The organism is Pseudomonas sp. SYWMCR5 (genome assembly GCF_057197165.1).
On sequence record NZ_JBXUNH010000002.1, the window covers coordinates 365500 to 377972 of the forward strand.

The 12473-nt window shown below is 64.7% G+C and carries 14 protein-coding genes and 1 pseudogene; 13 read left to right on the forward strand and 2 right to left on the reverse strand.

The genetic code is table 11. The features are described 5' to 3' along the window. Positions 1 to 118: 118 nt before the first annotated feature. The 9 genes from mdcA to madM are packed head-to-tail and all read left to right on the forward strand — an operon-like array spanning position 119 to position 7337. Positions 119 to 1780 carry a malonate decarboxylase subunit alpha gene (mdcA, locus tag AC2CGW_RS07540; RefSeq protein WP_186719465.1) on the forward strand — a complete coding sequence of 554 codons (1662 nt, stop codon included), beginning with the start codon at positions 119 to 121 and terminating at the stop codon, positions 1778 to 1780. After that, the gene (locus tag AC2CGW_RS07545; RefSeq protein ID WP_484573788.1) at positions 1780 to 2625 is read left to right on the forward strand and encodes a triphosphoribosyl-dephospho-CoA synthase; all 846 of its coding nucleotides are present in this window, start codon (positions 1780 to 1782) and stop codon (positions 2623 to 2625) included. The genes mdcA and AC2CGW_RS07545 overlap by 1 nt, the downstream gene beginning before the upstream one ends. Position 2626: 1 nt before the next feature. Next, positions 2627 to 2926, forward strand: a complete 300-nt coding sequence (locus tag AC2CGW_RS07550) for a malonate decarboxylase subunit delta (protein WP_054891317.1) — start codon at positions 2627 to 2629, stop codon at positions 2924 to 2926. Next, positions 2919 to 3764 (forward strand): biotin-independent malonate decarboxylase subunit beta, encoded by an 846-nt coding sequence (locus tag AC2CGW_RS07555; protein WP_484573789.1) that lies wholly within the window; start codon positions 2919 to 2921, stop codon positions 3762 to 3764. The genes AC2CGW_RS07550 and AC2CGW_RS07555 overlap by 8 nt, the downstream gene beginning before the upstream one ends. Next, positions 3764 to 4555 (forward strand): biotin-independent malonate decarboxylase subunit gamma, encoded by a 792-nt coding sequence (gene mdcE, locus AC2CGW_RS07560; RefSeq protein WP_484573790.1) that lies wholly within the window; start codon positions 3764 to 3766, stop codon positions 4553 to 4555. Before AC2CGW_RS07555 ends, mdcE begins: the two co-directional genes overlap by 1 nt. A 1-nt stretch (position 4556) precedes the next feature. Next, complete coding sequence (locus AC2CGW_RS07565) at positions 4557 to 5171, forward strand: malonate decarboxylase holo-ACP synthase (RefSeq protein ID WP_484573791.1); 615 nt, start codon at positions 4557 to 4559, stop codon at positions 5169 to 5171. Then, on the forward strand, positions 5168 to 6088 hold the full coding sequence (mdcH, locus tag AC2CGW_RS07570; protein WP_484573792.1) for a malonate decarboxylase subunit epsilon: 921 nt from the start codon (positions 5168 to 5170) through the stop codon (positions 6086 to 6088). Before AC2CGW_RS07565 ends, mdcH begins: the two co-directional genes overlap by 4 nt. Positions 6089 to 6148: 60 nt before the next feature. After that, positions 6149 to 6571 carry a malonate transporter subunit MadL gene (madL, locus tag AC2CGW_RS07575; RefSeq protein WP_186664509.1) on the forward strand — a complete coding sequence of 141 codons (423 nt, stop codon included), beginning with the start codon at positions 6149 to 6151 and terminating at the stop codon, positions 6569 to 6571. A 1-nt stretch (position 6572) separates the two neighbouring features. Beyond that, the gene (gene madM, locus AC2CGW_RS07580; RefSeq protein ID WP_186710510.1) at positions 6573 to 7337 is read left to right on the forward strand and encodes a malonate transporter subunit MadM; all 765 of its coding nucleotides are present in this window, start codon (positions 6573 to 6575) and stop codon (positions 7335 to 7337) included. Between the two features lie 22 nt (positions 7338 to 7359). Here the strand turns inward: madM and AC2CGW_RS07585 are convergent, their stop codons facing one another. Further along, positions 7360 to 8271 carry a LysR family transcriptional regulator gene (locus tag AC2CGW_RS07585; RefSeq protein ID WP_186664513.1) on the reverse strand — a complete coding sequence of 304 codons (912 nt, stop codon included), beginning with the start codon at positions 8269 to 8271 and terminating at the stop codon, positions 7360 to 7362. A gap of 214 nt (positions 8272 to 8485) precedes the next feature. Here AC2CGW_RS07585 and AC2CGW_RS07590 point away from each other — a divergent pair, with 214 nt between their 5' ends. The 3 genes and pseudogenes from AC2CGW_RS07590 to AC2CGW_RS07600 all read left to right on the forward strand — a co-directional run bounded on the left by AC2CGW_RS07590 (position 8486) and on the right by AC2CGW_RS07600 (position 9829). Further along, the gene (locus tag AC2CGW_RS07590; protein WP_186710502.1) at positions 8486 to 9037 is read left to right on the forward strand and encodes an ATP-dependent Clp protease proteolytic subunit; all 552 of its coding nucleotides are present in this window, start codon (positions 8486 to 8488) and stop codon (positions 9035 to 9037) included. Positions 9038 to 9269: 232 nt separating this feature from the next. Then, positions 9270 to 9425, forward strand: a pseudogene (locus AC2CGW_RS07595) (con-10 family general stress protein); the annotation flags it as partial. A gap of 128 nt (positions 9426 to 9553) precedes the next feature. After that, positions 9554 to 9829, forward strand: coding sequence for a DUF6555 family protein (locus tag AC2CGW_RS07600; protein WP_186664519.1), 276 nt, complete (start codon positions 9554 to 9556; stop codon positions 9827 to 9829). A 64-nt stretch (positions 9830 to 9893) separates the two neighbouring features. Here the strand turns inward: AC2CGW_RS07600 and nemA are convergent, their stop codons facing one another. Continuing rightward, positions 9894 to 11000 (reverse strand): alkene reductase, encoded by a 1107-nt coding sequence (nemA, locus tag AC2CGW_RS07605; RefSeq protein ID WP_186719460.1) that lies wholly within the window; start codon positions 10998 to 11000, stop codon positions 9894 to 9896. Between the two features lie 260 nt (positions 11001 to 11260). Here nemA and AC2CGW_RS07610 point away from each other — a divergent pair, with 260 nt between their 5' ends. Beyond that, positions 11261 to 12418: a hypothetical protein gene (locus AC2CGW_RS07610; protein ID WP_484573793.1), complete on the forward strand. Its 1158-nt coding sequence runs from the start codon at positions 11261 to 11263 to the stop codon at positions 12416 to 12418. Positions 12419 to 12473: the final 55 nt, after the last annotated feature.

Here is a 12473-nt window from a genome sequence, read left to right on the forward strand (position 1 = left end):
TCGATCAGGAGTGGCCAAACCATTACGCTCACCGTAACGATCAACCGCCGTGCTTGATTGATGCCCCCACTCCCCAGGCCTAAGGTCACCCCACGACAGCGAACCCGTGGAGTCACCAATGACCACAACGAAGAATCCACCGCCGCAATGGTCGAGAAGGCGCGCTGAAAAGCAGCGCCGTCTCGAGCGGGTGCGTCACCTCGCCGATGGCGTGGTGCTGCCCACCGAGCGGATCGTCGAGGCCCTCGAACTGCTGATCGCCCCGGGTGATCGAGTGGTGCTCGAAGGCAACAACCAGAAGCAGGCGGACTTTCTTTCGCGCTCGCTGGCCAAGGCCGACCCTGGCCGCCTCCACGACCTGCACCTGATCATGCCCAGCGTCAGCCGCGCCGAGCACCTGGACCTGTTCGAACGCGGCATCGCCCGCAAGCTCGATTTCTCCTTCGCCGGCCCCCAGAGCCAGCGCATCGGCCAGTTGCTCGAAGACGGTCTGCTCGAAGTCGGCGCCATCCACACCTACATCGAACTCTATTCGCGCCTGCTGGTGGACCTGATCCCCAATGTCACGCTGGTCGCAGGCTTCACTGCCGACCGCGATGGCAACCTCTACACCGGCCCCAGCACCGAGGACACCCCGGCGCTGGTCGAGCCCACGGCGTTCAGCGACGGCATCGTCATCGCCCAGGTCAACCAGTTGGTGGAGCATGTCGACGACCTGCCCAGGGTGGACATCCCAGCCTCTTGGATCGACTTCGTGGTGGTCGCCGACCAGCCGTTCTACATCGAGCCGCTGTTCACCCGCGACCCGCGTCATATCAAGCCGGTGCATGTGCTGATGGCGATGATGGCGATCCGCGGCATCTATGAAAAACACCAGGTGCAGTCGCTCAACCACGGCATCGGCTTCAATACCGCTGCCATCGAGCTGATCCTGCCGACCTACGGCGAGTCGCTGGGGCTGAAGGGCAAGATCTGCCGCAACTGGACCCTCAACCCTCATCCAACGCTGATCCCGGCCATCGAGACCGGCTGGGTCCAGAGCGTGCACTGCTTCGGCACTGAGCTGGGCATGGAAGACTACATCGCCCAGCGTCCGGATGTGTTCTTCACCGGGCGCGACGGTTCGATGCGCTCCAACCGGCTGATGTGCCAGCTGGCGGGGCAGTACGCGGTGGACCTGTTCATCGGCGCCACCTTGCAGGTCGATGGCGACGGCCATTCCTCGACGGTCACCCGTGGCCGCCTGGCTGGCTTCGGCGGCGCACCCAACATGGGCCACGACCCGCGCGGGCGGCGCCACGCGACCCCGGCCTGGCTGGACATGACCGTGCCCGAAACCCTGCTCGAACGTGGGCGCAAGCTGGTGGTGCAGATGGTCGAGACCTACCAGGAGGGCGGCAAACCCACCTTCGTCGAAACCCTGGATGCGGTCGAGGTGGCGAAGAAGGCCGGCATGCCGTTGGCGCCGGTGATGATCTATGGCGATGACGTGACCCACCTGCTCACCGAAGAGGGCATCGCCTACCTGTACAAGGCGCGCAGTCTGCAGGAGCGCCAGCAGATGATCGCGGCGGTGGCCGGGGTTACCGCCATTGGCCTGCGCCATGACCCCAAGGATACCGAGCGCCTGCGCCGCGAAGGGCTGGTGGCCTTGCCCGAAGACCTGGGCATCCGCCGTACCGACGCCAGCCGTGAGTTGCTCGCCGCACGCAGCATCGCCGACCTCGTGGAGTGGTCCGGTGGGCTGTACAACCCGCCCGCACGTTTCAGGAGCTGGTGATGAAAGCACTTTGCATACAGCCCCTGGCCCTGCCGGATCAGTTGGCGGACCTGGCCGTCGAAGCCCTGATCGACGAGGCCGACCTCTCGCCCAAGCCCGGGCTGGTGGATCGCCGTGGCAGTGGCGCCCATGGCGACATGAACCTGGCCTTGATGCACGCCTCGGCGCTGTCGCTGTGGCCGTGCTTGCGACAGATGGCCGAGGCCGCGCAACGCCATGGCGAGATCGCGGCGCCGCTGCGCGCAGAGCTTGGACGCCTTGGGCGTGAAGGTGAGGCAGCGATGCTTGCCACCACGGCCGGGGTCAATACCCACCGGGGGGCGATCTGGGCGCTGGGGCTGCTGGTTGCGGCGCGAGCGCTGAGCCCGGTGAGCAGCGATCCACATACCCTTGCCGCACGTGCCGGGCGCCTTGCGCTGATCGCCGATCCGGCCGCTTCTGTACAGGACAGCCACGGCATTCAGGTGCGCCGCCGCTATGGTGCGAGTGGCGCCCGCGAGCAGGCCCAGCAAGGCTTTCCGGCGATCACCGGTCACGGCCTGCCGCAACTTCGGCGTAGCCGCGCCGCGGGCGCCAGCGAGACCCATGCGCGCCTGGATGCACTGCTGGCGATCATGGCTTCGCTGAGCGACACCTGCGTGCTCTGGCGCGCCGGCGAGCAAGGTCTGGATGCCCTGCAGCAAGGAGCCCGCGCGGTGCTCGACGCAGGCGGCAGCGCCAGCTTGGCGGGTCGCCGTCAACTGCGCGCCCTGGAGGCTCGCCTGCTGCAACTCAATGCCTCTCCAGGCGGTGCCGCTGATCTGCTGGCCGCCTGCCTGTTCCTCGACAAAGCCGGGAGCCTGTGACATGGAAACCCTGAACTTTCAATTCCCCGCCGCACAACCGGGCCGTGGCCGCGCCCTGGTCGGCTGCGTCAGCTCCGGCGACCTGGAGGTGCTGATCGAGCCCGGCCAGGCCGGCAGCCTCGACATCCAGGTGGTGACCTCGGTCAACGGCAGCCAGGCCCGCTGGAGCCAGTTGTTCCAGCGCCTGTTCGACGGCCGCAGTTTGCCTGCGCTGAAGATCGACATCCATGATTTCGGTGCCACCCCCGGCGTGGTGCGCCTGCGCCTGGAACAAGGCTTCGAGGAGATCGGCCATGACTGATAGCGAACGCCTGCTGCACAGCCGCAGTTTCGTCGAGCTGGGCGCTCGACAGCGTGCCCGGGCCCTGCTCGACACGGGCAGTTTCCGCGAGCTGCTCGGCCCCTTCGATCGCCTGATGTCGCCCTGGCTGCCACGCCAGGGCATTGTGCCGCAGGCCGATGACGGCGTGGTCATCGCCAAGGGCAAGCTCGCCGGGCGTCCCGCCGTGGTGGCGGCCATCGAAGGCGGGTTCCAGGGCGGCAGCATGGGCGAGGTGGGGGGCGCGAAGATCGCCGGCGCCTTGGAACTGGCCGCCGAAGACAACCGTAACGGCATCCCCACCTGCGCCGTGCTGCTGCTCGAGACCGGTGGCGTGCGTCTGCAGGAGGCCAACCTGGGCCTGGCGGCGATTGCCGAGATCCAGGCCGCGATCGTCGAACTGCGCGCCCACCAACCGGTCGTTGGCGTGATCGCGGGTTCAGTCGGCTGCTTCGGCGGCATGTCCATTGCTGCCGGGCTGTGCAGTCACCTGCTGGTAACCCGCGAAGCACGTCTGGGCCTCAATGGCCCACAGGTGATCGAGCAGGAAGCGGGGATTGGTGAATACGATTCGCGTGACCGGCCTTTCATCTGGAGCCTCACCGGTGGCGAGCAGCGTCACGCCAGCGGCTTGGTGGACGCCTACGTCGCCGATGACGTCGAGGCGATCCGCAGCCAGTTGCTGGCGTTGCTGGCCGCACCCTCTGCGCAGCGTGCCAGCCGCCATCAATGGTTTCTCGAGCGCCTGGCGCAACTGGGCGACGACTGCCCGCAATTCGATGCCGCCGCCGTGCGTGCCCTGTATCAAGGAGATGCCTGATGAACCGTGCCCAGAACTGGTTGCAGGGCCTTGCCAGCGGCGAGCCGCTGCCAGGTTTTCCCGCCTCGGTGCAGGTGGTCGATGGCGAACTGGACAATCGCCTGGCGCGCTTTATCGCCGTGGTGCCCGATGTGCACAATCCCTTTGCCCGAGCCCGTACCGGCGAAGTCGGCCTGCTGGAAGGCTGGGGCCTTGCCAAGGCGGTCGCCGAGGCGGTGGACGCCGACCGCGACGGTGAGAAACGCGTGCTGGTTGCGCTGATCGATGTGCCCAGCCAGGCCTACGGGCGGCGTGAGGAAGCGCTGGGCATTCACCAGGCCCTGGCCGGTGCGGTGGAGGCCTACGCCCAGGCGCGTCTGGCCGGGCATCCGGTGATCGGGCTGCTGGTGGGCAAGGCGATGTCCGGGGCGTTTCTTGCCCACGGCTACCAGGCGCAACGCCTGATCGCGCTGGATGACAGTGGCGTCATGGTGCATGCCATGGGCAAGGCGGCGGCGGCGCGCATCACCCTGCGCAGCGTCGAGGACCTGGAAGCCTTGGCCGCCGAAGTGCCGCCGATGGCCTACGACCTGAAAAGCTACGCCTCATTGGGGTTGCTGCACAAGCGTCTTGCCGTGGATAACGCGCAGGCGCCGACCGCCCAGGACCTGGCACAGGTGCGCGCCAGCCTGATCGATGCCGTGCGCGACATTGGCGACACCACTGACCTGCGTAGCCGCCTGGACGGCGAGCATCGCAGCGCCTCGCGCGAGGTGCGTCAGCGCCTGCGCAGCCAATGGCAGGAGGCCTGAGATGTACGCCCCGCGCCCACACGACCTGCTCTGGGGCATGACCCCGGCCATGCTGCCTGCCGATGCGCCTGCCTGGGCGCGTTCGGTATTGGCGGCCGGCGAGCCGGTGGTTGTGCGCCGGGCCCTCTTGGCGCCGGGCGGGGTGGCGGTCGGGCTGCGCGGGCGAGGGCGCGAGCAGCGTTTTGCCTGGCAGATGCGCGTGGCGGACATCGAGCACCGGGTCAGCCCCGAAGCACTGCGCGGAGAGGTCGAGTTGTCGTCGCCAGCCTTGCGTGCGCTATCGCAGGTCAGCGCTTGGTTGAACGATCGCGAGTGGCTGTGGGGACCTACCGGCAGCACGGGTTTCCAGCTCGCGACGGGGATAGAGGTGCTGCACGCTGGCAGTGACCTTGATCTGCTATTGCGTGCCCCTGTGTCGATATCTCGTGATCAGGCCGCTCGGCTGCTGGAACAGATGGACGGCGCGGCCTGTCGCGTCGATGCGCAACTGGAAACACCCCTGGGTGCGGTTGCCCTGCGCGAATGGGCCAGCGGCGCGCGGCGGGTGTTGCTCAAGTCGGCGACTGGTGCACGCCTGGTGAGCGATCCGTGGCAACTGCAGGAGGATGCGGCATGAGCAGCCTGTTCGCGTTCCCGGGGCAGGGCGCCCAGCAGGTGGGGATGCTTCATCGCCTGCCAGAGGGTAGTTCGGGCCTGCTCGAAGCGGCCAGCGAGGCACTGGGCGAGCAGGTGCTGATGCTCGACAGCGCCGAGGCCTTGCGCCATACCCGTGCCGTGCAGTTGTGCCTGCTGTTGACCGGCGTGGCCTGGGCGCGCTGGCTGATGCAACGCAGCCCGGCGCCGGGGTATGTGGCCGGGCTGTCGATCGGTGCCTACGCCGCGGCAGTCAGCGCCGAGGCGTTGGCGTTGGAGGACGCCGTGCGCCTGGTATCGCTGCGTGGCGAGCTGATGCAGGAGGCCTATCCGACAGGCTATGGCATGACCGCCTTGAGCGGCCTCGACCTGCCCAGTGTCGAGGGTTTGCTGGATGCGGTTGGAGGTGAGGCCTACCTCGCCAACCTCAACAGCGACAACCAGATCGTCATCGCCGGCAGCGACGCCGCGATGGCGGCAGTCGCCACGCGTGCGCGCAGCCTGGGGCAGGGCGTGGCTCGGCGCCTGGCGGTCAGCGTGCCGTCCCATTGCCCTTTGCTGGCGGCCCCGGCGGCCACCCTGGCCGCAGCGTTCGCCGAGGTCGAGTTGCGCCACCCACGCATCGCCTACCTCAGCGCCAGCACGGCACGACCGATTTTCGATCCGGCACGCCTGCGCGACGACCTTGCCGGCAACATGGCCCGGATCGTCGACTGGCGCGCGACCCTGCGCAGCGCCTGGGAGCGCGGTGTGCGCCTGCACCTTGAGCTGCCGCCGGGCAGTGTACTCACTGGCCTGGCGAGGCGAGTCTTTGAACCTGGAAAAGTGCTGAGCGTGGAATCCACGCGTGCGGACAGCATCGATGCACTGTTGCGTCAGGAGGTGGCCGACAACCGATGACCGCGCTGTAGCTCGAAGGACAACAACAAACAACTTCGATACAACCTGAGGAAAACAACAATGATCATCTATGGTGTGGCTCTGCTGGCGGTGTGCACGCTGGCCGGCGTCATCGTCGGCGACTTCCTGGGCGTGCTGTTGGGCGTCAAATCCAATGTGGGCGGGGTCGGCATCGCCATGATCCTGCTGATCTGTGCGCGGCTGTACATGCACCGCAAGGGTGGCATGAGCAAGGAATGCGAATTCGGGGTCGGTTTCTGGGGCGCGATGTACATCCCGGTGGTGGTGGCCATGGCGGCCCAGCAGAATGTGGTCACTGCCCTGCATGGCGGGCCCGTGGCCGTGGTGGCCGCTGTCGGCGCGGTGCTGGTGTGCGGCGCGACCATTGCCTTGATCAGTCGCAGCCATCGCGGCGAGCCGTTGCCGGCGCTCGACGCGGCGCCGCCAGCCTCGGTGCAGCCTGCACCTGCGGGAGGTCGCTGATATGTGGCCGCTCATTGAGAAAGCCCTGGAACACAACGACCTGATCACCGCGTTCGCCGTCGTCGGCGCGGTGATGTGGGTATCGGTGATGCTCTCCAAATACCTGACCTTCGGCCGTGTGCACGGCTCTGCCATCGCCATCGTCATCGGCCTGGTGCTGGCCTGGATCGGCGGCAACCTGACCGGCGGCCAGAAAGGCCTGGCGGACGTCACGCTGTTTTCCGGGATCGGGTTGATGGGCGGGGCGATGCTGCGCGATTTCGCCATTGTCGCCACCGCCTTCGAAGTGCAGGCCACCGAAGCGCGCAAGGCCGGGATGATTGGTGCGGTGGCACTGTTGCTGGGCACTGTGCTGCCCTTCATCGTCGGTGCGGCGGTGGCCTGGGCGTTTGGGTATCGCGATGCGGTCAGCATCACCACCATTGGCGCGGGCGCGGTGACCTACATCGTCGGGCCGGTGACCGGGGCGGCGCTGGGGGCAAGCTCCGACGTGATGGCCTTGTCGATTGCGACCGGCCTGATCAAGGCGATCCTGGTGATGGTGTTCACGCCGGTGTCGGCACGCCTGCTGGCCTTGGACAACCCGCGCTCGGCGATGGTGTTCGGCGGCCTGGCCGGGACCGTTTCCGGGGTGACGGCCGGATTGGCGGCAACGGACCGGCGATTGGTGCCCTACGGTGCGCTGACCGCCACTTTCCATACCGGGCTGGGGTGCCTGATGGGGCCGTCGATCCTGTACTTCTGTGTACGCGGCCTGGTGGGATAAGGAGGACAGTCGGCCTGGGCTCTCAACCTTCGCGACTGTACATCCGGCACTCGGCCAATAGCGCCAGCAGGTTCGGCTCGCGCTCGCGCGCCTTGAGAAACACTGCACCGATATGCTGCTGTAACCGGTAGCGCGGTTGCAGCGCGATCAAGCGCACGCGGTTCTCGTACACCGCGGCGATACGGCCCGGCAGCAGGGCATAACCGACCCCCGAGCTGACCATGCTCAGCAGGGTGAAGATATCGTTCACTTGCATCGCCACCTTCGGTTCGAAGCCGGCCTGTTCGAAGACTCGTGCGCCATCGCGGTGGGTGGCGAAACCCTGTGTAAGGGTGATGAAGGTGGAGTCGGCCAGGTCCGCCAAGTCGACTTCGGCCTGCACGGCGAACGGCGAGTCGGTCGGCACGGCCAGGAAGATATCGTCGGAAAACAGCGCCAGGTGTTCACAGGCCGGATCGTTGATGCTGTCGTCGAGCGAGACCAGGATGGCGTCCAGTTCATGGTTCTTGAGACGGTGCAGCAAGTCGACGTTCGAGCCAAGGGTGAGGTCGATGTTCAGCTCGCTGCGGCGCAGCTTCAGGCCCATGACCAGCTTGGGCACGGTCTTGACCGTGAGCGAGTACAACGCCCCCAGGCGAAAGCGTTCGGCATAGAAACCTGCGGCCTCGCGGGTCTGGCGCACCATCTGCTCGGCGTCCTGCAGCAGTTGCCGGGCCTTTTTCTCCAGCACATAGGCGCTTTCCAGTGGGATCAGCTGGCGGCCTTCGTGCTTGAACAGCGGGCAGCGCAGGGCGTTTTCCAGCGAGTGGATCGCCCGGTGCACGCTGACCGCGCTGGTCGACAGCTCGCTGGCGGCGCGGCCCAGGTTGCCACTGCGCATGAAGGCGAGAAAGGTCTCGAGCTTCTTCAAGGTCAGTTCTTCGTCGATCAGCATGCACAGGCGCTCGCGGGCGGTCGGAGTGTCGATAATGCCACAGCACGGCGCGACCCCGTCAGCCCTGCGCAGGGGCGCAACGCTGACGGTTTCTGCCGGCCGGGGTGTTTCAGGGGAACTTTGCCTGGCCGGACGATTCCACCGCATGTCGGGCCCACTGCAGCGGCCGCCCGACTGAATCATCGTCCTGGATGGACGACCCCTGGAGGTACGCATGGCCCGACACATCATTCATTTCACTGGCCCGATCAATTCCTCGACCTGTGGCAACCTGATCAACACCTGCTCACGTGCCGTGCAGCAGGGCGCCGAGGTGTTGCAGATCAACATCGCCACCATGGGCGGCGAATGCAGCTATGGCTTCACGCTGTACAACTTCCTGCTTGGCCAGCCGGTGCCCGTGCATACCCACAACCTCGGCACGGTCGAGTCGATGGGCAATATCCTGTTTCTTGCAGGCAGCCATCGTACGGCCTGCCAGTACAGCAAGTTCCTCTTCCACCCGTTCCATTGGACCTTGCACGGCTCGGTGGACCACTCGCGCATGGCCGAGTACGCCATGAGCCTGGACTACGACTTGCGCCTGTATGCCGAGATCGTCGCCGAACGTACGCAAGGCTCGGCCGAGGACCTGGATGTGATGCGTTACCTGATGGCTTATCCACGCATCCTAGGGCCACGGGAGGCCCTGGCCAGCGGAATGATCCATGCCATCGATGACCTGCCGCTCGCTGCGGATATGGTGCAGTGGAGTGTGCACGCCTGAAGCCCCGTGTTGTACGGCGGCCCACAGGTTCGCGCACAAGCGTTCGATGGCCCTGCCTTTTAGCGCCGCCGGTCAGTTCCCCTGCAACGCGATGGAGCAGATCGTCACACGCCCGTTCGGAACTCTTGTAAGGCGCGCATTCGCGCCTTGCGCCACAGATCGCCAAAGGAGAAACGACATGGCACACGATCAGGACCGCCCAAGCCAGCGCGGTGGCACCAAGGAAACCAATCCTGGCAATTTCGCCAACGACCGCGAGCGGGCCTCCCGCGCTGGTCAGAAGGGTGGCCAGAATTCCGGGGGCAACTTCGCCAATGATCGAGCACGGGCTTCCGAAGCCGGGCGCCGGGGTGGCCAGAACAGCCACGGCAGTGGCCGCAACCCATGATTGCGCTGCTACTCAGCCGCTGACGAAGCAGCCTTGGCGCTGTTTTCGAGTGAGCTCGACAATCTTTTGAATCTTCACGGAAAACTCTGATCAATCAAAAGTCATCCATGGAGAAGAGGAGGCCCGTGATGCCAGCTCCACAGTTGTACATCATCGAATACACGCTGCACGCCGAGGCGCGCAGTTTCATCATTCGATCGGAGCGAATGGACAATGCCGAGGCATGGCATTGGGCCAGTTGTGATGCAGGGGTCGGGATCATTCCGAAGTTCGGACGGGAGAAGATCAGAAAGGTAAGCCGCCCGATGGCCGAGCGTTATGGCGTTACCGGGGTGAGTTGGCGCTTGTCCGGTGGCAAGGCTCCACTTCCTCAAGGCGCGCCAGGCACCGTGGTGACTGGTTGAACCCGCTGCGAAAAAGCCCCCACCTGCAGACGCGGGCATGCCCGCGCCTGCAGAGGCTCTGATGTTACGCCCGGCGTAGCGCAGGGTAGTCCGTATAGCCTTCGGCACCGTTGGCGTAATCGAACTGCGCGCGGTGCTCGTTCAAAGGCGCTTGTTGCTGAAGGCGCTCCACAAGGTCCGGGTTGGCGATATAGCTACGCCCGAACGCGACGGCATCGATCAGCCCCCGTGCAATCAGCGCCTCGGCTTTTTCCGGGGTGTAGCCGCCAGCCGCGACGATCACCCCTGGATACACCGCACGGATGGCTTCGCGGAATTCGTCACGCAGCGGTTTGCCGCCTGCCCAATCCGGCTCTGACAGGTGCAGATAAGCCAGGTTGCGCTTGGCCAGTTCGCCGATCAGGTACAACGCCGCGGCTTCCTGGTCTTCACCGTTGTCGACCCCATTGAACGGCCCCAGCGGGAAGATGCGGATCGCCACGCGATCGGCGCTCCAGGCGGCGATGGCGGCGTCTACCGCTTCCAGCACGATCCGCGCGCGATTCTCGACGCTGCCGCCATAGCGGTCCTCACGTACGTTAGCGCTGGGCGAGAGGAACTGGTGCAGCAGGTAACCGTGGGCGGCGTGCAGTTCGATCAGGTCGAAGCCTGCGCGCTGCGCATTGCGCGCGGCCTGGCCGAAGTCAGCGACGATGTCGGCGATTTCGGCTTCGCTCAAGGCCCGTGGTGCAGAGGTCTCGACGCGAATCACATTGCCCTGTGCGTCGCGCAGCGAGGTGCGAGCATCGGCAGGCAATGCCGAGGGCGCGACTGGCGCGGCCTGGCCGGGCTGTAGCGAGGTGTGGGAAATGCGTCCGGTGTGCCAGACCTGCACCGCGCTGTGGCCACCTGCTGCGTGGATGCCTTCGTTGACCAGGCGCCATCCGGCGATCTGCGCGTCGGTGTGGATACCTGGCGATCCCGAATAGCCTTTGGCCTGGAAGGAAATCTGCGTCGCTTCGCTGATGATCAGCCCGGCACTGGCACGCTGGCTGTAATACTCGGCCATCAGCGGCGTGGGCACATCGCCCGGCTCCAGGCTGCGCAGGCGTGTCAGGGGCGCCATGAAGACGCGGTTTGGCAGGGTAAGGGCGCCGACATGAACGGGGCGGAACAGGTGCTCGAGTGTCATTGAAGCCTCTGGGTGCGGTAAAGACGATGAGCAGCACCATACCGATCCCATTGGGGAAAGGGGGGACCGGTATCCCCGCTTGTCGCTCCCCAATGTCGCGTGGCAGAGCGTAAACATTGGCGCCCACCAGAGCGGCTCTCTGCCCCTTCTCGATGCCTTTGAGCTAGCAGAATTGCCAGTTTCGCACCCGTTGTGAGGTCCCTAGGATGTTCTCCAGTCAGCGAAATGACACCCAGTGGGAAACTCAGAGGCTCACCAAGATGACATCTGATCAAGCAGCGCGTCGATCCGCCGCACTCAAGTTTACGGTTACGGTAAGTGATGATCTTGAGTTAAATGCCGTGAAAATTCCCGCGGCCCCCAACAATGTGCTTGACCCTTTGAATGCGGCGAATGGTGCCGACGCTTTGGTCGAGTACGACATGCAACCCGAGGACAGCATTGTGCTGTTGTACAACGGCAGGTCATATCCGGCGCAAAACGGCAATACCTCGAACAGAGTCGTTTTCCGCATTCTCAGTGACCACATCATATCCAGTATCAACAGTACCGTTAGCGTCAGTTACCAAGTGACGCGGCGGGGCAAGACCCTAGGGTCTGCCGAGCTGCAGTTGCAGGTGCTGAATCCGACTGCTGACAGGCTCCCTGTTCCGGCTATCGCAGAAGCCGTTGGCGGGAGGTTGGATGTTATCAATCTCAGAGCCGATGCAAACGTGTCTGTCGCCGCTTGGCCGCTGCAGACGCTGGGGCAATTGATCTATCTCAGGTACAGCGGAACTTACGCAAATGGCAGCCAATGGACTCAGCAAGTGTGGAACGGCAAACCACTTGACCAGCTGGGAGCTGTCAGAAGCACGATCGCCTTATCGACGCTTGGGGAATTGCTTGGCGGCAGCCGCATTACGCTGCGATTCGAAGTCTCCTTCGACCAGGGGCGCAGTCGCGTAGTGTTTCGTGAAAACGCTTATGAAATCATTCAGGGCCCCAGTGTGATCCGGGACGACTTCAGTAGTTACGCCTATAACCATGAAGTTCGGCCGGGTGGGGTACTACCCATGTTGGGAGGGAACATGTGCCGAGTGATCAGTGGCCAAAATATTATAATTCTGACAGCTCAGTCAGGCTGGCCGCTTCTCAAAGGGAACTATCTGCGTATGAACCAGGCGACGGTCCGGTTCGAACTTAATGGCACTTTCAGGACTTTCCGCTGTAATTTTACGCTCGGTGTCCAGAACAGCACCACTGCGTACATCACCTACCTGAACGCGCAGGGGGCGACGATCGAAACCCGGACGGTGACCCTGGGTGCAAACGGACAGGATGAATACAGCTTCACTTCCTCGGCTCGAGATATCAAAGTGATCCAGATCCAAGATACCGCCGGATTGAACTTGGATGACTTTGAAGTCAGCGCATAAAGGGCACCCCAACGGCAGCCGCCTGCCACATTCTTCACGGAGTGCCATTGCCTGA